General features: G+C 61.4%; 20 protein-coding genes, 2 tRNA genes and 1 rRNA gene. 12 read left to right on the forward strand and 11 right to left on the reverse strand.

Annotated features, from left to right (window positions below):
- Positions 1–160 precede the first annotated feature (160 nt).
- Entirely contained in the window at positions 161–682 is a 522-nt protein-coding gene (locus tag DHB74_RS13775; protein ID WP_499161736.1) for a DUF2878 domain-containing protein, read from the forward strand.
- A gap of 54 nt (positions 683–736) precedes the next feature.
- Here DHB74_RS13775 and DHB74_RS13780 read toward each other — a convergent pair whose 3' ends face one another.
- The 6 genes from DHB74_RS13780 to hemA all read right to left on the reverse strand — a co-directional run bounded on the left by DHB74_RS13780 (position 737) and on the right by hemA (position 6,069).
- Complete coding sequence (locus DHB74_RS13780) at positions 737–1,261, reverse strand: acyloxyacyl hydrolase (RefSeq protein ID WP_036992953.1); 525 nt, start codon at positions 1,259–1,261, stop codon at positions 737–739.
- A gap of 83 nt (positions 1,262–1,344) precedes the next feature.
- On the reverse strand, positions 1,345–2,133 hold the full coding sequence (gene murI / locus DHB74_RS13785; protein ID WP_036992955.1) for a glutamate racemase: 789 nt from the start codon (positions 2,131–2,133) through the stop codon (positions 1,345–1,347).
- A complete protein-coding gene (gene moeB, locus DHB74_RS13790) occupies positions 2,126–2,884 on the reverse strand; it encodes a molybdopterin-synthase adenylyltransferase MoeB (protein WP_499161737.1) in 759 nt (252 codons plus the stop codon). The genes murI and moeB overlap by 8 nt, the downstream gene beginning before the upstream one ends.
- Positions 2,877–3,710 carry a peptide chain release factor N(5)-glutamine methyltransferase gene (gene prmC, locus DHB74_RS13795; RefSeq protein WP_499161738.1) on the reverse strand — a complete coding sequence of 278 codons (834 nt, stop codon included), beginning with the start codon at positions 3,708–3,710 and terminating at the stop codon, positions 2,877–2,879. Before prmC ends, moeB begins: the two co-directional genes overlap by 8 nt.
- Complete coding sequence (gene prfA, locus DHB74_RS13800) at positions 3,707–4,792, reverse strand: peptide chain release factor 1 (RefSeq protein ID WP_036992961.1); 1,086 nt, start codon at positions 4,790–4,792, stop codon at positions 3,707–3,709. Before prfA ends, prmC begins: the two co-directional genes overlap by 4 nt.
- Positions 4,789–6,069: a glutamyl-tRNA reductase gene (hemA, locus tag DHB74_RS13805; protein WP_036992962.1), complete on the reverse strand. Its 1,281-nt coding sequence runs from the start codon at positions 6,067–6,069 to the stop codon at positions 4,789–4,791. Before hemA ends, prfA begins: the two co-directional genes overlap by 4 nt.
- Before the next feature lie 226 nt (positions 6,070–6,295).
- Between hemA and DHB74_RS13810 the strand changes: the two genes are divergently transcribed.
- The 11 genes from DHB74_RS13810 to DHB74_RS13860 all read left to right on the forward strand — a co-directional run bounded on the left by DHB74_RS13810 (position 6,296) and on the right by DHB74_RS13860 (position 18,077).
- On the forward strand, positions 6,296–8,023 hold the full coding sequence (locus DHB74_RS13810) for a tetratricopeptide repeat protein (protein WP_051611391.1): 1,728 nt from the start codon (positions 6,296–6,298) through the stop codon (positions 8,021–8,023).
- Positions 8,023–8,643 (forward strand): lipoprotein insertase outer membrane protein LolB, encoded by a 621-nt coding sequence (gene lolB, locus DHB74_RS13815; RefSeq protein ID WP_051611393.1) that lies wholly within the window; start codon positions 8,023–8,025, stop codon positions 8,641–8,643. Before DHB74_RS13810 ends, lolB begins: the two co-directional genes overlap by 1 nt.
- Positions 8,640–9,491, forward strand: coding sequence for a 4-(cytidine 5'-diphospho)-2-C-methyl-D-erythritol kinase (gene ispE, locus DHB74_RS13820; protein WP_136870158.1), 852 nt, complete (start codon positions 8,640–8,642; stop codon positions 9,489–9,491). Before lolB ends, ispE begins: the two co-directional genes overlap by 4 nt.
- A gap of 32 nt (positions 9,492–9,523) precedes the next feature.
- Positions 9,524–9,598: transfer RNA gene (locus tag DHB74_RS13825), tRNA-Gln, on the forward strand.
- Between the two features lie 123 nt (positions 9,599–9,721).
- A complete protein-coding gene (locus DHB74_RS13830) occupies positions 9,722–10,663 on the forward strand; it encodes a ribose-phosphate pyrophosphokinase (RefSeq protein ID WP_036992967.1) in 942 nt (313 codons plus the stop codon).
- Between the two features lie 100 nt (positions 10,664–10,763).
- The gene (locus DHB74_RS13835; protein WP_036992968.1) at positions 10,764–11,396 is read left to right on the forward strand and encodes a 50S ribosomal protein L25/general stress protein Ctc; all 633 of its coding nucleotides are present in this window, start codon (positions 10,764–10,766) and stop codon (positions 11,394–11,396) included.
- A gap of 88 nt (positions 11,397–11,484) precedes the next feature.
- Entirely contained in the window at positions 11,485–12,015 is a 531-nt protein-coding gene (pth, locus tag DHB74_RS13840; protein WP_051611406.1) for an aminoacyl-tRNA hydrolase, read from the forward strand.
- Positions 12,016–12,051: 36 nt separating this feature from the next.
- Positions 12,052–13,152, forward strand: a complete 1,101-nt coding sequence (gene ychF, locus DHB74_RS13845) for a redox-regulated ATPase YchF (RefSeq protein ID WP_036992969.1) — start codon at positions 12,052–12,054, stop codon at positions 13,150–13,152.
- A 121-nt stretch (positions 13,153–13,273) separates the two neighbouring features.
- Positions 13,274–14,836: a phospholipase D family protein gene (locus DHB74_RS13850; protein WP_499161739.1), complete on the forward strand. Its 1,563-nt coding sequence runs from the start codon at positions 13,274–13,276 to the stop codon at positions 14,834–14,836.
- Between the two features lie 105 nt (positions 14,837–14,941).
- Positions 14,942–17,854, forward strand: a complete 2,913-nt coding sequence (locus DHB74_RS13855) for a DUF748 domain-containing protein (RefSeq protein ID WP_499161740.1) — start codon at positions 14,942–14,944, stop codon at positions 17,852–17,854.
- A gap of 146 nt (positions 17,855–18,000) precedes the next feature.
- Positions 18,001–18,077, forward strand: a tRNA-Met gene (locus tag DHB74_RS13860).
- A 90-nt stretch (positions 18,078–18,167) separates the two neighbouring features.
- Here DHB74_RS13860 and DHB74_RS13865 read toward each other — a convergent pair.
- The 5 genes from DHB74_RS13865 to rrf all read right to left on the reverse strand — a co-directional run bounded on the left by DHB74_RS13865 (position 18,168) and on the right by rrf (position 22,169).
- The gene (locus DHB74_RS13865) at positions 18,168–19,052 is read right to left on the reverse strand and encodes a DMT family transporter (RefSeq protein WP_036992970.1); all 885 of its coding nucleotides are present in this window, start codon (positions 19,050–19,052) and stop codon (positions 18,168–18,170) included.
- 30 nt (positions 19,053–19,082) lie between these two features.
- A complete protein-coding gene (gene rimI / locus DHB74_RS13870) occupies positions 19,083–19,535 on the reverse strand; it encodes a ribosomal protein S18-alanine N-acetyltransferase (RefSeq protein WP_036992971.1) in 453 nt (150 codons plus the stop codon).
- Positions 19,532–20,305 (reverse strand): hypothetical protein, encoded by a 774-nt coding sequence (locus tag DHB74_RS13875; protein WP_036992972.1) that lies wholly within the window; start codon positions 20,303–20,305, stop codon positions 19,532–19,534. The genes rimI and DHB74_RS13875 overlap by 4 nt, the downstream gene beginning before the upstream one ends.
- Entirely contained in the window at positions 20,305–21,849 is a 1,545-nt protein-coding gene (locus DHB74_RS13880) for a 2-isopropylmalate synthase (RefSeq protein WP_499161741.1), read from the reverse strand. Before DHB74_RS13880 ends, DHB74_RS13875 begins: the two co-directional genes overlap by 1 nt.
- A 204-nt stretch (positions 21,850–22,053) precedes the next feature.
- Positions 22,054–22,169: ribosomal RNA gene (gene rrf / locus DHB74_RS13885) — 5S ribosomal RNA — on the reverse strand.
- Between the last annotated feature and the right edge of the window lie 190 nt (positions 22,170–22,359).

The raw sequence follows: 22,359 nt of genomic DNA on the forward strand, positions 1-22,359 counted from the left end.
GGTGGAAAACCCGGATTGTACCCTGCCGGCGCGGGTTTTACCCTGTCGCCATGGCTATGGACATCATTGCCTGAACATATCGCCCGCGCCCCTTGCAGCCGAACGTCGATTCCGGGACGATCGCCGAACCGGATAACCAGCCAATGGAGAATGTTCACCCATGCCAGCAAAGAACCTGTTCAATGCCCTGCTGTTCGTTAGCGGCTGGCTGGCCTGCGTGCTGGGCGGTAACAGCGCCTGGTTATTGATTCCCGGGGCGGCGCTGCTGGTGCATTTTTTCCATATCAGCAACTGGGCCGCCGAAGGAAAATTGGTGGTGTCCTGCCTGTTGGCCGGTGCGGTACTGGATTCACTGATGCTGCAAATGGGCTGGCTGACAATTCGCGGCCATGAGGTTCTGGCCCCTTTGTGGCTGGTGCTCGGCTGGGCCTTGATAGGCACCACGCTCAATCATGCTTTACGTTGGAGCGCCCGCCCCTGGTGGCGCGCCAGCCTGTTGGGCGCGGTCGCCGGGCCCATGCTGTACGGGGTGATTGTGCAACGGGAGGATGTCTCCCTGACCCTCAGCTTGATACCGGGGTTGTTACTCATCGCGCTGGCCTGGGCGATCATGCTGCCGCTGCTGCATGGCTTTGCCCAGTTGTACCGGGAGCAATACGGTGTGACGCGGTCGAGAAACTGAGGAAGCCGGAAGAGCTGGTGAAAGGGACTGGCGGGCATCCATGCCCTCTCCGGGTCAGAACCCCAGGCGATAGTACAGCGCAGCCATGTCGATACCGTCGTTCGGCTGCTTGAGGCCGGCGTTGGAGTAGTGGTAGTAGCGCACGCCCACTTCCGAGCCGCTGGCAAACTTCAAGCCTGCGCCCAGACGATCTTCGAACTGGAACTTGCCGCCCAGGTCCTGATCACCCAGGTTGGTGTCGGTGAAATAGGAGGCGCCAATGCCGCCTTCCAGGAAAGGCGTCACGCCGCCGTCACTGGCACCGAAACTCAGTCGAAACATGGGAGTGAGGGTCAGACTGGTCGCATCCAGGCTGCTCCAGCGAGTCACTCCGGCATCCCAGTAACCATCCAGCTGCACACCGCCCGACTGGCTTTGCCATAGGGTTCGGCCGAATTCGAACTCCGCTCCGATCCGGTAGGTGGTGGTGTTCTCGGAAGACTCACCGATCTGCAGCGTGATACCGTCCAAGGCATGGGCAGCGGGAACGCTGCACAGCGCAGACAGAGCGCAGGATAGTGCCAAGGCAGTTTTCTTCATCTCGTATTTTCCTTGCGATGGTTGATTTCACCGTAGTCGAAGACTGCCTCTGAAGCGTGGTCGATTCAGAGGCAGTCTTCGATTTAAACCGACAACGGCTCAGCCGTTGCGTTCCTTTCCCATAACAGCGGCAGCACACCCTCCAGGGCCGCCACATCGCCGCTGGTCCATAGCCGCGCCGGCGCAGCCGGGCCAGCGGCAAGCAGATTATGCTCGGTCAGCCGCGTCCGCAACTGGCGGGCTACAGCGGCTCCGGTATCCACCAGGCGAATGTGATCGGGCAACAATTGCTCCAGGGCCGGACGCAGAAACGGGTAATGCGTACAACCGAGAATCAGGGTATCGCACCCGGCTTCCAGCAGGGGCTGAGTATAGCGGGTCAGCAACGCAATCACCTGCGGCCCGTTCAGGTCGCCGCGTTCGACGCATTCGACCAGCCCCGGACAGGGCTGCGTGATGACCGTCACCGAACCGGCGAAGCGGTCCAGCAACGCGGCGAACCGGGCGCTGCGCAGGGTTCCGGTAGTGGCCAGCACGCCAACCACCCCGCTGCGGGTAGCCAGAGTAGCCGGCTTGACGGCCGGCTCCATGCCAATGATCGGCAGCGGGTAACGGGCCCGCAGGTCAGCCACCGCCGCCACGGTGGCCGTATTGCAGGCCAGCACCAGCGCCTTGGCCCCCTGCGCCTGCAGAAACTCGGCAATCGCTCGGCTGCGCTGGCAGATGGTTTCCGGCGACTTCTCGCCATAGGGCACGAAGCCGCTATCAGCCACGTATAACAGGGACTCAGCCGGCAGTAACTGGCGGATCTCGCGCAGCACCGACAGGCCACCGACGCCGGAATCGAACACGCCTATGGGTGCGTCATTCATTACCAGCTCCAGTCCCGCAGCAGCCACAACCCGGATCGCGCTTGATACGCAGCTCACGAAACCCGCTGCGCAGCGCATCGATCAGCAACAGTCGCCCCACCAGAGGCTCACCGAACCCGGCCAGCAATTTCAGCGCTTCCAGCGCCTGCAGGCTGCCCACCATGCCGACCAGCGGCCCGATCACCCCAGCCTCGCTGCAGCTGGGCGCCACATCATCACCGTCGCCATACAAACACTGGTAGCAGGGACTTTCTGCGCGCCGTGCGTCGAACACGCTGACCTGGCCCTGCAAGCCAATGGCAGCGCCGGACACCAGCGGTCGCCGTAACGCCACGCAGGCCTGATTCAGCGCCTGGCGGGTGGTGAAATTGTCCGTACAGTCGAGCACCAGATCCACGTCGGTTACCGCCGCCAACAGTTGCTCACCGACCAGCCGCTGCTGCAGCTGACGCAGCTGGATATCGGAGTTGAGTGCGGCGAGTCGGTCGCGGGCCGACTCGGTCTTGGACCGATCGAGATCAGCACAGCCGTGGATAATCTGGCGCTGCAGGTTGGTCAGGTCGACATGATCGTCGTCCGCCAGCACCAACGTACCGACCCCGGCCCCGGCCAGATAGAGCGCCGCCGGGCCACCCAGCCCGCCCAGCCCGACGATCAATACCCGACTGTCGAGCAGACGCTGCTGACCGTCGATATCGATCTGCGGCAGCAGTATCTGGCGGCTGTAGCGCAGCAGCTGCTGGTCATCCATGCCACTGCCCTCCACTGACCCGCTGGTGCCCGCCCAGGTCCTGCCAGGACTGCACAACGTGAAAGCCGCGCTCCTCGAGCAAGCTGCGCACGGCCTCGGCCTGCTGCCAGCCATGTTCCAGCAACAGCCAGCCAGCGTCGTTCAGATAGGCTGGTGCGCTGACAATGATCTGCCGGATATCATCCAGCCCGTCGGCACCGCTGACGAGGGCGCTGGCGGGCTCGAAACGCACATCACCCTCAGTCAAGTGCGGGTCATCGGCGGCGATATAGGGCGGGTTGGAGACGATCAGGTCATACCGGTCGCGGCCCAGGGCGGCAAACCAGTCGCTCTGCAGAAAGCGCACATTTCCCAACCCCAGACGCGCGCGGTTCTGCTCGGCCAGCACCACGGCGCCGGGCATGCGGTCGCAGCCCGTCAGCTGCCAGTGGGGTCGCTCGCTGGCCAGCGCCAGGGCGATGGCACCAGTGCCGGTGCCCAGATCCAGCACCTGTGCCGGCTGCGGCGGGCCCAGTTCCAGGGCCACTTCTACCAGCCGTTCGGTATCCGGGCGAGGTATCAGCGTGTCCGGGCTGACCTGCAGGTCCAGTGTCCAGAACCCCTGCTCGCCTAGCAGATAGGCCACCGGCTCACCGCGCTGGCGGCGCGCCAGCAGCGTGAAAAAGCGTTCGATTTCCGGCTCCGATACCTCTTTCTGCGGCCAGGTAAAGAGATAGCTGCGGGATTTGCCCAGCACATGGGCCAGCAGCAACTCGGCATCCAGCCCGGGGCTATCCGATCCGGGCACCTCGGCCTCTGCCAGCAACGCTGCAATGTTGCGCTTCATGCCTGGTCCAAGGCAGCCAACTGATCGGCCTGGTACTCCCGGCGCAACGGTTCGACGATACCGTCCAGCTCGCCTTCAATCACCTGGTCCAGACTGTACAGGGTGAGGTTGATACGGTGATCGGTGACCCGCCCCTGGGGAAAGTTGTAGGTGCGGATGCGCTCGGAACGGTCACCTGAGCCCACCAGCGAACGCCGCGTATCGGAGATTTCCTTCTCATGGGCTTCGCGCTGCCGGTTGGCCAGCTTCGCCTGCAGCAAGGCCATCGCCCGGGCGCGGTTCTTGTGCTGCGAGCGCTCTTCCTGACATTCCACCACGATGCCGGTAGGCAGGTGGGTCAGGCGGATGGCCGAGTCGGTCTTGTTGACGTGCTGCCCCCCAGCGCCGGAGGAGCGATAGGTATCCACCCGCAGATCCGCCGGGTTGATTTCCACCACTGCCTGTTCATCGGGCTCGGGCATCACCGCCACGGTGCAGGCGGAGGTATGGATGCGGCCCTGGGACTCGGTCTCCGGCACGCGCTGCACGCGGTGGGCGCCGGATTCGAATTTCAGCTTGGCATAGACGCTCTGGCCTTCGACGCGGGCTATCACCTCACGGAAACCACCGTGCTCACCGGCGTTTTCCGACAGGATCTCGATGCGCCAACCCTGCCGCTCGGCATAGCGCGAGTACATGCGGAACAGGTTACCGGCGAAGATGGCCGCCTCGTCACCGCCAGTGCCGGCGCGAATTTCCAGAAATACGTTGCGTTCATCGTTGGGGTCCTTGGGCAGCAACAGCAGGTTCAACTGTGCTTCCAGGTCGGCCAGGATGCCGCTGCAGGCCTCGGCGTCGTCCTCGGCCATGGCCCGGATATCCGGGTCGGCGTCCTTGAGCAGACTGCGCGCTTCCGCCAGATCAGCACTGGTCTTGAGCCACTGGCCATAACACTGGACGGTCGGCTCCAGCTCCGCATATTCGCGGGAGTAGGCCCGAAACCGGCTCTGCTCCTGAATGACTTCTGCATCGCTGAGCAACGCGGAAAGCTCCTCGAAGCGTTCGCGCAGCGTGTCCAGGCGATTGAGTAGTGACGCTTTCATGATTTGCCCTGTGCAGTATTCGTTTCATCATCCAGAGCGAACAGCTCCATGGCCAGCGACAGGGACTCGCTGCGGCCCTCGGCGCTCATGCGCTTGAGCTGCACGCTGGGCTCGTGCAGCAGCTTGTTGGTCAGCGCCCGCGCCATTTCCGCCATCACTGCGGCCGGATCGCCACCCCGTTCCAGGCGCGCCAGCGCCTTGTCCAGCTCCTGATCGCGCTGCTGTTCCGCCTGTTGCCGATAGCGCTTGAGGACATCCACAGCCGCCCGCGAACGCAGACGCTGCATGAATTCGTCGGTACCCATCTCGATCAACCGCTCCGCGGCCTCGGCGGCGTCCTGCCGGGAGCGCATGTTCTCCTGGATGACTTCCTGCAGGTCGTCGACGCTGTACAGGTATACATCCGCCAGGTCACCAACCTCCGGCTCGATATCCCGCGGTACGGCAATATCGACCATGAACATCGGCTGGTGCCGACGCTGCTTCAGCGCGCGCTCGACCGCACCCTTGCCGAGAATCGGCAGCGGGCTGGCTGTCGAGGCGATGATAATCTCGCACTGCGCCAGCACGTCGGGGATCTGGTTGAGGGTAATCGCCCGGCCACCCAGCGGCGTACTCACCGCCTCGGCCCGCTCCAGGGTACGGTTGGCGATGATGATCTTGCTGATGCCCTGCTCGTTGAGGTGCCGCGCCACCAGCTCGATGGTCTCGCCGGCGCCGATCAGCAGCGCCGTGCTGCGGCTCAGATCGGAGAATATCTGCCGCGCCAGACTGACCGCGGCAAAGGCCACGGAAACCGGGTTGGCGCCAATGGCAGTGTCGGTGCGGACCTGCTTGGCGGTGTTGAAGGTGCTCTGAAACAACCGATCCAGAGATGGCCCCAGGGTGCCGGCGGTACGCGCGTACTGCCAGGCGTCCTTCATCTGCCCGAGGATCTGCGGTTCGCCCAGTACCATGGAATCCAGTCCGGCAGCCACGCGCATCATGTGCTTCACCGCGCCGGCATCCTTGTGCGCATAGCTGCTGCCCCGGATCGCACCGGGCTCCAGACCGTGATAGCGCGCCACCCAGTCAGCCAGCGCCGCAGGATCGGGTTGGTCCTGGGTGCAGTAGATTTCCGTGCGGTTGCAGGTAGAGAGGATGGCAACTTCCCGGGAAAGCGTCTCATCACGTAGCTGCTGCAGCGCGTCGGCCAGCTGATCCGGGGCGAAAGCGACCCGCTCACGCACGTCAACCGTCGCCGTCCTGTGATTGATCCCGAATGCGAGAAAGCCCATGGCACCTCAATAGTCGCCCGAAAGCACGGGGTAAAAACAGCTAATTGTCCTATTTATAACGATGGCGATCAATTCCTTCCATGGAAAGCCGTATAAAACCCACCACGGCCGGCTCCTGCAGCCGCAGCCAGGCCGCTTTGCACTTGCGCGCTGTGGGTTTGCAACTCATCCTGTATCATCAGTTGCCAGCCTCATCTGGCAGACCGGCGCAGCAAAGAGAGTATCCATGACGGCACGATTTCACCACTCGCTCCTGGCTCTGACAATCAGCCTGCTGATTGCCGGTTGCGCAGTCAACGAGCCCGCACCCGAGCAGCCCCCGGCGCCGCCGGTGCCTGTCACTCCTGAGCAGAAAGAGGAACCGGCAGTCTATGGCCAGTTTCCGGCTGACACCCTGTTCGCGCTGCTGACCGCCGAGATTGCCGGGCAACGCAACCGCTTCGATATCGCCCTGAGCAACTATCTCCAACAGGCCGAGCGCACCCGCGATGCCGGCATCATTGAGCGCGCCATGGAAATCTCCGAGTTCCTTGGCGCCCACCGCCAGGCCATGGATATGGCCCTACTCTGGAGCGAGGTGGAACCGGACAACCCCGAAGCGTTGCGCGCCGCCGCTCTGCAACTGGCCCGAGCCGGCGAGCACGATCAGGCCATGCAGATGATGGAGCAGGTCCTGCTGCTGCAGGACGACACCCATTTCGATCTGCTGGCTCTCACTGCACTGCAAGCTGACAGAGTCACCCGTGCCGCCATGCTGGAGAATCTGCAGCGGCTACTGCAGCGCCACCCCAATAATCCCCAGCTGAGCTTTGCTGCCGCCCTGCTGTTACAGGAAGAGCAACGTAGCGAAGAAGCCCTGGAATTGCTCGACAAGCATACCCAGCAGAACCGAACTGCCGCCTCCATCATGCTGCAGAGCCGCCTGCATGCCGGCCTGGGCAAAACCGATGAAGCCATCGAGGTGCTGCAACAAGGGGTACGCGAGTTCCCCGATGACGGCCGCATGCGCCTGCTGCTGGCCAGAATGCTGGTCAGCAATGAGGACCATCCGGCAGCGATTGTCCATTTCCAGGAACTGGTCCGGCAACATCCGGACGATGACGACGTCCGTCTGGCCCTGGCCCTGGTGGAACTGGAAGGCGGCGAAACCGAGGCCGCCATCGGCGAGCTGGAAGCGCTGCTTGAACTCGACCCCGAGAACGAGGCGGCGCGCTTTCACCTTGGCGCTGCCCATCAACAAGCCGAACACTGGGATGCGGCCATCAGCACCTGGCGAAGCATCGGTGCCGGCGAGCACTATCTGCCCTCGCGCCTGCGCATCACCCAGCTGTTGATGGCCCGCGAGCGCCCCGACCAGCTTGGCGAGATCATGGACGGCGAGCGCGCCCGGCAACCTCAGCTGGCGCCGGAGCTCTATCTACTGGAAATCGAAGCCCTGGCGGAGGCTGCGCCGCAACGGGCCATGCAGCGCGCCAATCAAGCCGTCCAGCAGCTGCCCACCGACAGCCGCCTGCTCTATACCCGCGCCATTCTTTCCGAACGCCTGGGCAACCCGGCCGGACTGGAAGCCGACCTGCGCCAGATCATCCAGCGCGAGCCGGACAATGCCATGGCCCTCAACGCCTTGGGCTATACACTTGCCGACCGCAATGAACGGCTTGATGAAGCGCTGCAACTGATCGAACGGGCCCATGAACTTAAGCCGGACGATCCGGCGATCCTCGATAGTCTCGGCTGGGTCCATTACCGCCTGGGCAACTTGCAACGCGCCGAACAATTGCTGCGCGACGCCTTCGCAGCCTTCCCCGATGAGGAGGTCGGCGCCCATCTGGGCGAAGTGCTATGGCAGCAGGGCAAGCGCCGCGAAGCCCGCGACATCTGGGACCAGGCGGCAGAGGCGGCGGAGGACGCCCCATTGATCGACGCCACCCGCAAACGACTGAAGGCTGACTGATGAAGGCAACGCTACGACTTTGCTGCCTGCTGGCACTGACCATGACGCTGGCCGCGTGCAGCAATCTGCATCAACGTGAAACCCTGGAGTTCGGCGGCGACCCGGCCGCCTGGCAGGCACATCGCAGCGCCGTCGCACCGCTCGCCAACTGGACGCTGCAGGGCAAGCTGGGCGTGAAGGCGCCACGGGAGTCCGGCAGCGGCACCCTGTCGTGGCTGCAACAACAGGACCATTATGATATCCGCCTCTCCGGCCCGCTTGGCCGGGGCGCCACCCGCATCGAAGGCAGTGATGCCGGGGTAACCCTGGAAGTAGCTGGTCAGCCGCCGGCTACCGCCGAGTCGGCAGAAATCCTGCTCGAACAACAGATCGGCTGGCGGCTGCCGGTCGAGCATCTGTTGTGGTGGGTGCGGGGCCTGCCCGCCCCCGACAGCCCGAGCCGCTTGCAACTCAACCCCGACAGTCAATTGGCCCGCCTGGCGCAGGCCGGCTGGACCGTGGAATACAGTCGCTATCAGCAGGTCGATGGTCTGACGCTGCCCCAGCGCCTGCAGCTGTCCGGGCACGATGTGCTCTTGACCCTGGTCATCACCCGCTGGGAACCCCATTTACCCGAATGACAACCGCGACCCTGAGCCTGCCCGCCCCGGCCAAGCTGAATCTGTTCCTGCACATCACCGGCCGCCGCGCCGATGGTTATCATCTGCTGCAGACCTTGTTTCAGTTTCTCGACCATGGCGACATTCTGCATTTCACGCCGCGCGCAGATGGCCAGTTGCACCTGCAACCCGAGCTGCCCGGCGTGGCCACCGAAGACAACCTGATCATCCGTGCCGCCCGCTTGCTGCAACAGGCCAGCGGCACCATGCAGGGTGCGGATATCCAGCTGGACAAGCGCCTGCCGATGGGCGGCGGGATCGGCGGCGGCAGTTCGGATGCTGCCACCACCCTGGTTGGCCTCAATCACCTGTGGCAGACCGGCCTGTCCCTCGACCAGCTGGCCGAATTGGGGTTGACTCTCGGCGCTGATGTGCCGGTATTCGTCCGGGGCCGCGCGGCCTGGGCCGAAGGCGTTGGCGAACAACTGACCCCGGTCGAGCTCGATGAACCCTGGTATCTGGTGGTGGTGCCGCCCTGCCAGGTCAGCACTGCGGAAATTTTCTCCGATGAAAGGTTGACTCGGGACACGCCGGCGATTACATTAGCGGCCTTTCGAGAGCACGGTGGTCGGAACGACTGCTTGCCGGTAGTCACAGCGCGTTACACTGAAATTCGTAACACGTTGATCTTGCTAAACAAATTTTGTGAAGCTAAGATGACCGGAACTGGCAGTTGCTTGTTTGGGGCCTTCCCAAACGAACGCGAAGCTGATAAAGTTCGCGCCCGGTTGCCAGCCACTCTGCAAGCCTTTGTTGCGAAGGGGTGTAACGTTTCACCGTTACATGCTTTACTCGACAAAGCGACGTAAGAAGGATGCAACCTTAGCATCCGGACAGTTACAGGGGCGTAGCCAAGCGGTAAGGCAGCAGGTTTTGATCCTGCCATGCGTTGGTTCGAATCCAGCCGCCCCTGCCATTTTCTCCGGCAGCAATAATTCATGACATCTTGAGTCCGGCTTGACCGGCCAGGCGTGTTTCTGCTCGCCCGGCTCTCTCACTGACTCATCGCATAGACCACTACCCAGAAAGGTATTGCAGCGTGTCCAAGATGATGGTTTTTACCGGGAATGCGAACCCCGATCTGGCGCGACGTGTCGTGCGTCAATTGCATATCCCCCTTGGTGACGCGTTGGTTAGTCGTTTCAGCGACGGCGAAGTCAGCGTTGAATTGAATGAAAATGTGCGTGGCAAGGACGTGTTCGTCATCCAGCCCACCTGCGCGCCCACTAATGACAATCTGATGGAATTGGTTGTCATGACCGATGCACTGCGCCGCTCTTCGGCCTCCCGCATCACCGCCGTGATCCCCTACTTCGGTTATGCCCGCCAGGATCGTCGCCCGCGTTCGGCCCGTGTGCCCATCAGCGCCAAGGTGGTGGCCGACATGCTGGACGTGGTCGGTGTCGATCGCGTACTGACTGTTGACCTGCACGCCGACCAGATCCAGGGCTTCTTCGATATCCCGGTGGATAACATCTACGGCTCGCCGGTACTCATTGATGACATCCAGGATCAGCGCCTGGACAACCTGTTGATCGTTTCCCCGGATATCGGTGGCGTGGTTCGCGCCCGTGCCGTGGCAAAGTCCCTGGGTGCAGACCTGGCGATCATCGACAAGCGTCGGCCCAAGGCCAACCAGTCGGAAGTCATGCACATCATCGGTGACGTGGAAAACCGCAACTGCATCCTGGTCGACGATATGGTCGATACTGCCGGCACCCTGTGCGCCGCAGCCAAGGCGCTCAAGGATTTTGGTGCCACCCGGGTCTCCGCTTATTGCACCCACCCGATCCTGTCGGGCAAGGCGATCGACAATATCAACGGTTCGGTACTCGACGAGCTGGTGGTCACCAACACCATTCCGCTGTCGGCCGCCGCAGATCATTGCGAGCGCATTCGCCAGCTGGATATGGCACCGATCATCGCCGAAGCGATGCGCCGGATCAGCAATGAAGAATCCATCAGCGCCATGTTCCGCTAGGAACCGGCACTGATCAAACAGCCCGGCAATATCGCCGGGTTTTATCAATCGTCCGACGCGCTGGTCGCAAGTGCCCGGACGCACAGCAAGGAGACTACACATGGTCGACTTCACTTTGAATGCGAATGCGCGTGATGACCTGGGGAAAGGTGCGAGCCGCCGCCTGCGTCGTAACGCTGATCTGGTTCCAGCTATCGTTTACGGTGGCAACAAGGAGCCGCAGAGCATCTCCGTGGCAGCACGCGAGCTGAACAAGGCTCTGGAAAACGAAGCTTTCTACTCCTCCATCATCGGCCTGTCCATTGATGGCAAGAAAGAAGAAGTACTGCTCAAGGCACTGCAGCGTCACCCGGCCAAGCCGCGCGTCATGCATGCCGACTTCCAGCGCATCGTCGCCGGCCAGAAGGTTACCGTTCACGTACCCCTGCACTTCATCAACGAAGACAGCTGCGTGGGTGTGAAGCAGGAAGGCGGCATGGTCTTCCGCAACCTGCCGGAACTGGAAGTAAGCTGCCTGCCGAAGGACCTGCCCGACTTCATCGAAGTTGACCTGGCGGACCTGAAAGTTGGCCAGTCGCTGCACCTGGCTGATCTGAAGCTGCCGAAAGGCGTTGTCATCCCTAGCCTGGCGCTGGGCGACGACCACAACCTGCCGGTAGTCAACATCATGGCTCAGCGTACCGCTGCTGCTGCCGATGCAGACGCTGGTGAAGGTGAGGAATCAGCGGAGTAATTTCCTGCTGAAACCCCAGAGGGCGCCCGTTGTGACGCACGGAATCAAGTTGATCGTCGGTCTCGGTAATCCGGGACCGGAATATGACATGACCCGGCATAACGCGGGCGCCCTTTTTGTTGAGCGTCTCGCCTCCGGGCATAACCTGGCCCTGCGCCAGGAAAAACAGTTTTTCGGCCTCACCGGCCGCCTGACCATAGACGGTCAGGATGTTCGCCTGTTGATCCCCACCACCTTCATGAACCGCAGCGGTCAGGCTGTTGCCGCCCTTGCCGGGTTCTATCGCATCACTCCCGAGGAAATCCTGGTCGCCCATGATGAGCTCGACCTGCCCCCAGGTGTGGTGAAATGCAAGCAAGGTGGCGGCCACGGCGGCCATAACGGGCTGCGCGACATTATCGCCAGCCTGGGTAATCAGAATGTTTTCCACCGCCTGCGGCTCGGTATCGGCCACCCCGGCCATAGCTCGCAGGTCACAGGCTTTGTGCTGGGCCGCGCGCCCAAAACCGAGCAGCAAGCACTGGATGCCTGCATCGACGAAGCACTGCGCGAAGTACCCGGTATGGTTGCCGGTGACTGGACTCGCGTCATGCAACGCCTGCACAGCTTCAAGGCCTGATCATTTTCGCCGCCGAAAACGGCAGAGGACACCAGTATGGGATTCAATTGCGGTATCGTCGGACTGCCCAACGTCGGCAAATCCACCCTGTTCAACGCACTGACCAAAGCCGGCATCGGTGCCGAGAACTTCCCGTTCTGCACCATCGAGCCCAATAGCGGTGTCGTCCCCATGCCGGACCCGCGTCTGGACGCCCTGGCGGCCATCGTCAAGCCCGAGCGCGTACTGCCGACCACCATGGAGTTCGTCGATATCGCCGGGCTGGTTGAGGGTGCCTCCAAGGGCGAGGGCCTGGGCAACAAATTCCTGGCCAATATTCGCGAAACCGATGCCATCGCCCACGTCGTGCGCTGCTTCGATGATGAAAACGTGATCCACGTCTCCAACAGTGTCGACCCCAAGCGCGATATCGAAATCATCGACCTGGAACTGATCTTCGCCGACCTCGACAGCTGCGAGAAGCAACTGCAGCGCGTCGCGCGCAATGCCAAGGGTGGCGACAAGGAAGCCGTAGCGCAAAAGGCTCTGCTGGAAAAGCTCATCCCCCACTTCAGCGAAGGCAAGCCGGCCCGTACTCTGATCAAGGATCTGGCTGACGACGAGAAGAAGTTGGTCAAGGGCTTTCACCTGCTGACCAGCAAGCCGGTGATGTACATCGCCAACGTCTCCGAAGAAGGCTTCGAGAACAATCCCTACCTCGATATCGTGCGTGAGATCGCCGACGCCGAAGGTGCTGTGGTGGTACCGGTATGCAACAAGATCGAAGCGGAAATCGCCGAGCTGGATGACGGTGAAGAGAAGGATATGTTCCTTGAAGCCATCGGCATGGAAGAGCCGGGCCTGAACCGCGTGATCCGCGCCGGCTACGAGCTGCTCAATCTGCAGACCTACTTCACCGCCGGGGTCAAGGAAGTCCGCGCCTGGACCGTCAAGGTCGGCGCCACCGCCCCCCAGGGCGCTGGCGTGATTCATACTGATTTCGAGAAAGGCTTCATTCGCGCCGAAGTGGTCGCCTATGATGACTTCATCCAGTACAACGGCGAAGCCGGCGCCAAGGAAGCCGGCAAGTGGCGCCTGGAAGGCAAGGAATACATCATCAAGGACGGGGATGTAATGCACTTCAGATTCAACGTCTGAGGCAGTCCCGCGAATGAAAAACCCCTTGATGATTACCGTCTCAAGGGGTTTTTCTTTTTCCCCAGGAGCTTGCCGGATATATCGCCTCCCTCCGGCAATCACGTTAAGGAGCATAACCGCCATGCTGCACCTCGACTCACCCATACCGGCACGCAGCTGGCTGCCCGTCCTGCTGCTCTGCACCAGCCTGCTGACCGGCTGCAGCCTGCCGGCCCAGAACCTGACCGAATCCTTCGCGCTGAGTCCCGAGTCTGCCCGCGCCACCCGCCTCGGTCAGGCCCTTGCCGCCGATGTGGCGGCGCACCCTGGCCAGAGCGGCATCCATGCGCTATCCGATCCGCATGCTGCCTTTGCCGCACGAGTACTACTGGCCCGAACTGCCGAGCGCACCCTGGATGTGCAGTATTACATCTGGCATGGGGACATGACCGGCACCCTGCTGCTGGAAGAACTGCACGCGGCGGCGGACCGGGGCGTGCGGGTCCGGCTGCTGCTGGATGACAATGGCACCGCCGGGTTGGATACCGAACTGGCAGCGCTGGCCCTGCATCCGCAGATCGAAGTGCGCCTGTTCAATCCGTTCATCGTGCGCAAGCCCAAGTGGCTGGGTTATATCACCGACTTCTCTCGAGCCAACCGGCGCATGCACAACAAGTCCTTCACCGCCGACAACCAGGCCACCATCATCGGTGGGCGCAATATCGGCGATGAATATTTCGGGGCCACCGAAGGTATCCTGTTCGCCGACCTGGATGTGCTTTCCGTCGGCCCGATCGTCGGGCAGGTCTCGACGGATTTCGACCGCTATTGGTCCAGCGGCTCCGTCTACCCCGTGGAGCAGGTTCTGCCGGCAGTGTCAGCGCAGAATCTGGACCAACTGAGTCAGGCCGCTGCCCTGGTGGAAGTGAGTGCCGACGCGGCCAAGTATGTCACTGCCGTGTCCCGCTCCGACTTCAGCCGTCGGTTGCTGGCAGGCGACCTGCCGCTGGAGTGGGCGGTTACCCGCATGGTAACCGACGACCCCGCCAAGGGGCTGGGCAAGGCGAAACCAGAGGGACTGTTGACCCACCAGCTGGGGCAGATCCTGGAGCAGCCGCGCAGCGCGGTGGCGTTGGTCTCGCCCTACTTCGTACCAACCGCCGCCGGTGTGGATGCCTTTACCGATCTTACGGACCAAGGCATTGATGTACGCATCCTGACCAACTCGCTGGATGCTACCGATGTGGCTGCGGTGCATGCCGGCTACGCCAAGCGCCGCCGGGATCTGCTCAAGGGCGGCGTCCAGTTGTTTGAAATGCGCCGCCTCTCCCCTCACCTGGAACGCAACGAAAGTGCCGGCCCCTTTGGCAGCTCCGGCTCCAGCCTGCATGCCAAGACCTTTGCCGTGGATGACGAGCGGGTGTTCGTCGGCTCGTTCAACTTCGATCCCCGGTCGATGCACCTGAATACCGAACTCGGCTTCGTCATCGATAGCCCCGCTCTGGCCCAGGCCGTTCACCAGGCTTTCGACAGCGTTATTCCGGACAATGCCTATGAGGTACAGCTGGACAACGATGATAGGCTGTACTGGATCGAGCGTATCGGCACGCGTGAAGTACGTCATGATCGCGAGCCCAATACCGGACTGCTGAAGCGCAGCGGCATATGGTTGATGTCGATCCTCCCGATTGAATGGTTGCTCTGACTCGGCCCGCGCAGTCCCATCCTGACACCGCAACCACATCAGTGGTCCAGCTTTGTCCTGGAGCATGCCATACTTCCGACTATTTGAAGCGAGCCGGTGATGACCATGCGCATGAGACCAAAAACCCTGTTGATCAGTCTGACCACGGCGATCACCTTGTATGCCCTGCTGGGCTTTCTGATAATACCGGCCGTCGCCCTGCACCTGGTCAACAAGCAATTCGAGCAACGGGCGACGGTTCCCGCCCGGCTCGAGAGTATCAAGCTCAACCCTTTTACCCTGGAGCTGACCCTCGCCGGCCTGCATATCGGCGAGCCCGAGCAGCCCCAGGTGTCCTTCGCCCGACTGTACGCCAACCTGCAGATAGACAGTCTTTGGACCCGGGCCGTACACCTGCGCGACGTCGAGCTGGAGCAAGCCAGCACCCGCGTGCAGTTCGCTGAAGACGGCACGCTCAACCTGACTGAGTTGTTTATCCTGCCAGAAGCAAGTGAACCGGCTGACGACAACGACTCCGGTCCCTTCCCGCTACGCATCGACCGCCTGGCGTTGATTGGCAACAGTCTGCAGTTCCAGGATCTGCGCCCCGCCGAACCAGTCGAGTTCGGGTACGACGCGGTGGATATCGAACTGACCCATCTCAGCACGCTGCCAGATGACAATACCCTGATGCAGATCAGTGCCAGTGGCCCCTATGGCGCCCGCATCGACTGGGAAGGCCAGCTCAGTATCAGCCCGCTGACCTCCAGCGGAACACTGGCAATCAACGAAGCGCAATTGAGCACCTTCTGGCCCTATGTCCAGGAGCAATTGCCGCTGACGCTGAACCAGGGATCACTGAACGTCACCAGTACCTACCAGCTCAGCCTGGTTGAAAGCACTGAACTGCAGCTTTCCGATATCCGCCTGCAACTGAGCGATCTTGATCTGGCAGCCGAAGACAAACCGCTGCTGCGTCTGAACAGTCTTGCGATCAGCGATGCCTCCATGGATCTGGCCAAACGTGAAGTGCGCCTGGGCGCTATCCACAGCGAGGGACTGAATGCCCAAGCCGCCCGCCTGAAGGACGGCCAGATCGACTGGCTGGCATTATTAACGCCAACCAGCTCAACCACCGACCAATCCGTCGAGCCTCCTGCCACAGAAGCGCCTGCAGAAGAGGATGTACCGTCCGTTGCAGCAACGGACACCAGCAGCGAGCCTGAACAGCCCTGGCGCATCCTGCTGAACCAGGCGCAGTTGCACGATTACCGGTTGCAGTTGACCGATCACCAGCCGACCACACCGGTCGAACTGGACATCGGCCCGCTGAATCTCGATCTCAGCGAGTTCGACAGTCAGTCCGAGTCGCCCTTCAAACTGAGCATCGATACCGCCCTGAACCAGGAAGGCAAGCTGGCTGTCTCGGGTGAAGTCGGCATCAACCCGATCACCGCGGATCTGCAGGTGGAAACCCGGCAGATCGACCTGACCGTGGCGCAAGCTTATATCGAGCCCCTGATGCGCCTGGAACTCAGGTCTGGCTTGCTGGACAGCACCGTACAGGTGCAACTTGAACAACTGAAGCCACTGCAACTGAGCGTGACCGGCCAGGCAGGTGTGCAGCAATTGCATGTGGTAGACGGCCCAGCCAAGCGTGACCTGTTGAAATGGCAGAGTCTGCAACTGGATGACCTCAACTACGCTGGCAACAGCCTGAGCATCAACAAGGTCAGCCTCCAGCAACCCTATGTGCGCTTTATCATCAACCGGGACATGAGCACCAACTTCAGTGACCTGATGGTGCCGCAGCCCGCTGCCCCGGGCAGCGCCGCCAGTGATAGTAGCGACCCCTTCGGCATCCGCATCGGCGGCGTCAGTATCAATAACGGCTCAGCCAACTTCGCCGATTTCAGCCTGACGCCCAACTTTGCCGCCGGCATTGAACAGCTGAACGGCAGTATTGGCACCCTCGATAATCAGAGCAAAAAAGCCGCCGCGGTCGATCTCAACGGCAAGGTGGATCGCTATGCGCCGGTGACCATCAAGGGCCGCCTGACTCCCTTCGATCCGCTCAACAGCCTGGATATCGCCACCAGCTTCAAGAATGTCGAGCTGACGACGCTCACCCCCTATTCCGGGAAATTCGCCGGTTATCGCATCCGCAAGGGCCGGCTCAACCTGGACCTGCATTACCAGATCGATCAGGGTCAGCTGAAGGCCGACAACCGGGTGTTGTTGGAAGACCTGCAGCTGGGCGAGCGGGTCGACAGTCCCGACGCCGTGGATCTGCCTATACGTCTGGCAGTGGCGCTACTGAAGGACACCAAGGGCAATATTGATATCGAGTTGCCTGTCGCCGGCGATCTGAATAACCCCGAGTTCAGCGTCATGCCCATTGTCTGGCAGACCCTGCGCAACCTGATGCTGCGTGCCACCCAGGCGCCCTTCAAATTCATCGCCGGGCTTGCCGGTGCCGGCGAAGCAGATCTCAGCGAGCTGAGCTTCGCTGCCGGTAGTGCTGAGCTGGACGAGCAGGCCACGAAAGTTCTGGGCACGCTGTCCAGCGCCCTGCAGGAGCGTCCGCAACTGATATTGGAAGTCGAAGGTATCAGCGCGACCAGCGCAGATGGTCCGCCTCTGGCAACCCAACGCCTGGAACGGGAAATGCGCCTACTGGCCGCCAGCACGATGCGTCGCCCACCGGATAACCCGGCAGAACTGGAATTGGATGACCGGGACCAGATCAAACTGATCCGCAAACTGCATGAACAGCGTCAGCTATCGCTGCCTGAGCAGGTGCTGGAACTACCCCGGGAAGAGCGGGACCGCGCCATGCGCCAGGCCTTGATCGACAGCTGGAGCGACAATTCCCTGCCACTGCGGCGACTGGCGCAGCAACGCGCTTCCGCCATCAAGGACTGGTTGGTGGACCAGGGCGGCCTGGAAGCCGAACGCATCCATCTGCTGGACGCCAGCGAAGGGACAGCCGACGGTGGCGGTAAGGTCGCTACCCAACTGCAGTTGGGTGTCCGCTGAGCAGCATCCAGCCGTCTCCAATAGCCGGCAGCAGCCGCAAGCTGCCGGCGGGCCAAGGGCCAGGCTAAGCGGTTGAAAATTTTACCAATTAAGCGCACCACCCCTTGACAACAATCCGGGTTCTGGGAATAATGCGCGCCTCGGATGGCTACATAGCTCAGTTGGTTAGAGCACAGCATTCATAATGCTGGGGTCCCTGGTTCAAGTCCAGGTGTAGCCACCAACCTTTTCAAAGGCTTAGCTTCGGCTAGGCCTTTTTTTGTTTCTGCTTTTCGGAATATGACCGCCGCCCTCTTCCCAGCGCCGCGGCAGGCTAACGCCAGCGTGTCGCCACTAGCAGTCCCGTGAAGGTCAGTGCGCCGCCAGCCAAGTGATACCAGTGCAGCTGCTCACCCAGCAGCATGATCCCCAACAAGGCGGTAAACGCCGGAACCAGATAGCTGAACAACGAGGCCGTCGCCGGCCCCAGCACCTTGACGCCATTGTTCCAGGCCACATAAGCCACCAGAGAAGCAAATACCGCGGTATAACCCACCGCACCGGCAGCCTCCCAGGTGATCGGCATCGAGCCGCGATGCATCAGCTCCCAGAGGAAGAAGGGGACGAGCAGCGGCACGCCACAGAGCAGCATTGCGGCCATCAACACCAGACCCGGTACCGGCATTACCCAGCGCTGCAACAGCACCGTGTACAGCCCCCAGGACAGCACCGCCACCAGCATGATCAGGTCACCGTCATTGAAGTGCAGTCCGAGCAGCCGCGTTGGCTGCCCTCCCGTCAGGATAAGCAGCAACCCGCAGAGCCCGAGCGACGCGCCCGCTATCGTCGCGCGGGCCGGCCACTGACGCAGCAGAACGATAGACCAGAAGAACGCGGTCACCGGCAATCCGGTCCCTACCAGGGTGAGGTTGATGGCGCTGGTGCTCTGCGCCGCCTGATACAACAAGGTGTTGTAGGAAGAAATACTGAGCGCGGCCAGCACAACTACCCTCAACCCGTTGTCGAGCAACAGTCCACGGTACTGCCAGAGCCCCCTGATGGTGAAGGGCAGCAACAATAGCAGGGCCAGAGTCCAACGCCAGAACGATAGACTTATCGGTGGCAGCGTACCCGCACTGGCGCGGGCAATGAGAGCGTTTCCAGCCCAGGCCAGGGCAGTGAGCAACAGGCCGACGACGGCCCAGTGACGCGCAGACATAAACAACTCGGATGTAAGCTGAGCGCTGACTCAGTCGATTAGTGAATAGGCCATAACCAGAGCATCCTCGCGCCCCCCTACAGCAGGATAGTAGTCCCGGCGCCGCCCGATTTCATTAAATCCGAAGCGTTCGTACAGATATATGGCCGGGTGATTGGATTCTCTGACTTCCAGAAAGGCGGTTTCTGCCCCCCGCTCCTTGCCCCTTTGCATCAGATGCGCAAGCAGCTTGCCGCCTAGCCCATTGGACTGGTTTGCCGGCTTGACCGTCAGATTCAGTAAGTGGGATTCGTCCCCTGCTGCCGACAACACACCGTGACCGACCTGCTGGTCACCGAGAAACATCAGCCAACATTCGTGACCGGAAGTCACGCAATCGAGAAATATGCCTCGGGTCCAGGGATGACTGAAGGCCGCGAACTCAATAGCGAGCACAGCCTCTACGTCCGCCTCGGTCATCGGGCGAAATACCGGTTCTATCATTCTTCACTCTGCCAACGGGACATGACACGCTTGAGCTGTTGCCACAGCTGCGCCTTGCTTGCGGAATCCTGCATCAGGGTATCCAGGTCGGGGGCGAACCAGGCCGGAGGCAATTGCTCCAGCGCCTCCTCCCGGTCATGAGGGAGGGTCTCCTCATCCAGCTCCGGGCCTATCAACAAACGAGGATGGGTACCAAAACAGCCAATGGAGACCACCGGCTCACTTTCCAATCGCCCCTGCATAAAGGCCTGCAACGCCAGGCTGGCGGCCTTGGCGCTGCGGTCGAATTGCGGGTTTCTATTCAATGGCCAGTGGAAGTCGGCATACAGGTGCGGCATCTGCGGCAGGCGCACCGCGCGTAAAATATCCTGGAGCAGGCGCAAACCTGGTGAGGCGCTTTCCAGTCCCGGCTCGGGGACCTCAATCAACAATGCGCAGGGACCGGCCATCCACAGCTGCAGATAGAACGGCGCGAGCGGAACTGCTGGGGGCTGAGGCTCGGCAACCGGCTGGGTGACGGACGCAGCAGGCTCTGGGTCCGGCTTACTCGGACGCACAATGATCTTCGCCCGGGCCGGTCCCGCCCCGCTGGATGAGCTGATACTGACCACCGGAGCAGCGGTCTCGACTGCCGCTGCCGGCAGGGAGTCTTCTACCGGCTCAGGCAACTCCGGTGGAACGCGAAAGGCTGCATGGGGTAACGCCTGACGAGGCACCCAGCCGACCACCCCCATGGCCGCCAGATAATCAAGACGCGTCGATTCCTGCATCAGATGCCTTCCACTTGTGGATGCGCCTTGAGTGCTCCCGAGTGCATCAGGTTCAACGCATTGATATAGGCCTTGGCCGAGGCAATGACGATATCGGTGTCGGCGCCATTACCGTTGACAATGCGTCCGGCTTTTTCCAGGCGGACAGTCACCTCTCCCTGGGAGTCAGTGCCCTCGGTGATCGCATTGACCGAATAGAGCTGCAAGTTGGCGCCGGAGTTGGCGATCTGCTCCACCGCACGGAAGGCGGCGTCCACCGGACCGGAGCCAGACGCGGTCGCCTGTTGCTCCACGCCATCAACCTCCAGCATGAGCGTCGCCATAGGCGTTTCACCGGTGCGCGAGCGGACATCCAGAAACACCAGCCGCATCCGCTCCACCATATCGGTCACGGTATCGGACACCAGTGCCTGCAGATCCTCGTCAAATATCTCGTGCTTCTTGTCGGCCAGTTCCTTGAAGCGCGCAAAGGCGGCGTTCAGCTCATCCTGATCGCTCAGCTCGATACCCAGCTCCTGCAGGCGGGTACGGAACGCATTACGGCCAGACAGCTTGCCCAGCGACAGTTTGTTGGCATGCCAGCCGACCGACTGAGCACTCATGATCTCGTAGGTCTCGCGGTGCTTGAGCACGCCGTCCTGGTGGATACCAGACTCATGGGCAAAGGCGTTCGCGCCGACAATCGCCTTGTTCGGCTGCACCGGAAAACCCGTGATGCTGGACACCAGCCGCGAGGTACTGAGGATATGCTCGGTAACGATACCCGTGTGGACGCCAAGGACATCCTGCCGGGTCTTGATCGCCATGACGATTTCTTCCAGCGAGGCGTTACCAGCACGCTCACCCAGGCCGTTGATGGTGCACTCTACCTGCCGCGCTCCGGCAGTTACCGCAGCCAGCGAATTCGCTACCGCAAGCCCGAGGTCGTTGTGGCAATGTACCGAGAAGATGGCCTTGTCCGCATTGGGTACCCGCTCGATGACCTGGCGGATGGTCTCGGCAAACTGATGCGGGATCGCATAACCCACGGTGTCGGGGATATTGATGGTACGCGCGCCGGCGTCGATTGCCTGCTCGATGATGCGACAGAGAAAATCGATCTCGGAGCGTCCACCATCCTCACAGGAAAACTCCACATCAGCACAGAGGTTACGCGCGCGCTTGATGGCGCGCACCGCCTGCTCGATGACCTGATCCGGGTGCAGGCGCAGCTTGTGCTCCATATGGATAGGGCTGGTGGCGATGAAGGTGTGAATGCGACCGGAATTGGCATTGACCAGCGCCTCGGCCGCCCGATCGATATCCGCATCTACCGCACGAGCCAGGCTACAGATGGTGCTGTCCTGGATGGTATCGGCAATGCCTTTCACCGCTTCGAAATCACCCGGGCTGGCGATTGCAAAGCCAGCCTCGATGACATCTACGCGCAGCTTTTCCAGCGCCTTGGCGATACGCAGTTTCTCTTCCCGGGTCATGGACGCACCAGGACTCTGCTCCCCGTCACGCAGGGTGGTGTCGAAAATGATGACGCGATCCTGACTCATCTGCCTATCTCCTCGGTAACACAAGCCGTAACGGAGAAGTATACCGCATGCCTGCCGGGCATTTGTGTGTGTCGGCCAGCCCATCGCCGCCAGGGCCGCTCCCATCACCAGGGCCGAACTCGTAGCACAAGGCACAAGGTGCGCAGACAGGTGGCGATTCAGGCATAAAAAAACCCCGCCAGTTGGCGGGGTTTCTTATTTGAAGCTTGACGATGACCTACTCTCACATGGGGAGTCCCCACACTACCATCGGCGATGCATCGTTTCACTGCTGAGTTCGGAATGGGATCAGGTGGTTCCAATGCTCTATGGTCGTCAAGCAATTCGGTTGTCGGGTGGGTGTTGAGTCCACACAACGAAAGGGTGGGAAAAGTGATAGTCATTTAACAAGGAGGTCACTGTAATCTCGTGCCGTTCCAGCTTGTCGTTCAATCAATGTGTCAGGCCATGGCCCAAATTGTTTGGGCGTTATATGGTCAAGCCACACGGGCAATTAGTACTGGTTAGCTC

Origin of the sequence: Pseudomonas sp. G11-1 (assembly GCF_024031555.1) — a bacterium.
Classification (GTDB): Bacteria; Pseudomonadota; Gammaproteobacteria; order Pseudomonadales; family Pseudomonadaceae; genus Halopseudomonas; species Halopseudomonas bauzanensis.

Bases quoted from the DNA above. Each gene is read 5' to 3' on its own strand.
- DHB74_RS13775 (WP_499161736.1), top strand. From the start codon at position 161: ATGCCAGCAAAGAACCTGTTCAATGCCCTGCTGTTCGTTAGCGGCTGG.
- DHB74_RS13780 (WP_036992953.1), bottom strand. From the start codon at position 1,261: ATGAAGAAAACTGCCTTGGCACTATCCTGCGCTCTGTCTGCGCTGTGC.
- murI (WP_036992955.1), bottom strand. From the start codon at position 2,133: ATGAATGACGCACCCATAGGCGTGTTCGATTCCGGCGTCGGTGGCCTG.
- moeB (WP_499161737.1), bottom strand. From the start codon at position 2,884: ATGGATGACCAGCAGCTGCTGCGCTACAGCCGCCAGATACTGCTGCCG.
- prmC (WP_499161738.1), bottom strand. From the start codon at position 3,710: ATGAAGCGCAACATTGCAGCGTTGCTGGCAGAGGCCGAGGTGCCCGGA.
- prfA (WP_036992961.1), bottom strand. From the start codon at position 4,792: ATGAAAGCGTCACTACTCAATCGCCTGGACACGCTGCGCGAACGCTTC.
- hemA (WP_036992962.1), bottom strand. From the start codon at position 6,069: ATGGGCTTTCTCGCATTCGGGATCAATCACAGGACGGCGACGGTTGAC.
- DHB74_RS13810 (WP_051611391.1), top strand. From the start codon at position 6,296: ATGACGGCACGATTTCACCACTCGCTCCTGGCTCTGACAATCAGCCTG.
- lolB (WP_051611393.1), top strand. From the start codon at position 8,023: ATGAAGGCAACGCTACGACTTTGCTGCCTGCTGGCACTGACCATGACG.
- ispE (WP_136870158.1), top strand. From the start codon at position 8,640: ATGACAACCGCGACCCTGAGCCTGCCCGCCCCGGCCAAGCTGAATCTG.
- DHB74_RS13835 (WP_036992968.1), top strand. From the start codon at position 10,764: ATGGTCGACTTCACTTTGAATGCGAATGCGCGTGATGACCTGGGGAAA.
- pth (WP_051611406.1), top strand. From the start codon at position 11,485: ATGACCCGGCATAACGCGGGCGCCCTTTTTGTTGAGCGTCTCGCCTCC.
- ychF (WP_036992969.1), top strand. From the start codon at position 12,052: ATGGGATTCAATTGCGGTATCGTCGGACTGCCCAACGTCGGCAAATCC.
- DHB74_RS13850 (WP_499161739.1), top strand. From the start codon at position 13,274: ATGCTGCACCTCGACTCACCCATACCGGCACGCAGCTGGCTGCCCGTC.
- DHB74_RS13855 (WP_499161740.1), top strand. From the start codon at position 14,942: ATGCGCATGAGACCAAAAACCCTGTTGATCAGTCTGACCACGGCGATC.
- DHB74_RS13865 (WP_036992970.1), bottom strand. From the start codon at position 19,052: ATGTCTGCGCGTCACTGGGCCGTCGTCGGCCTGTTGCTCACTGCCCTG.
- rimI (WP_036992971.1), bottom strand. From the start codon at position 19,535: ATGATAGAACCGGTATTTCGCCCGATGACCGAGGCGGACGTAGAGGCT.
- DHB74_RS13875 (WP_036992972.1), bottom strand. From the start codon at position 20,305: ATGCAGGAATCGACGCGTCTTGATTATCTGGCGGCCATGGGGGTGGTC.
- DHB74_RS13880 (WP_499161741.1), bottom strand. From the start codon at position 21,849: ATGAGTCAGGATCGCGTCATCATTTTCGACACCACCCTGCGTGACGGG.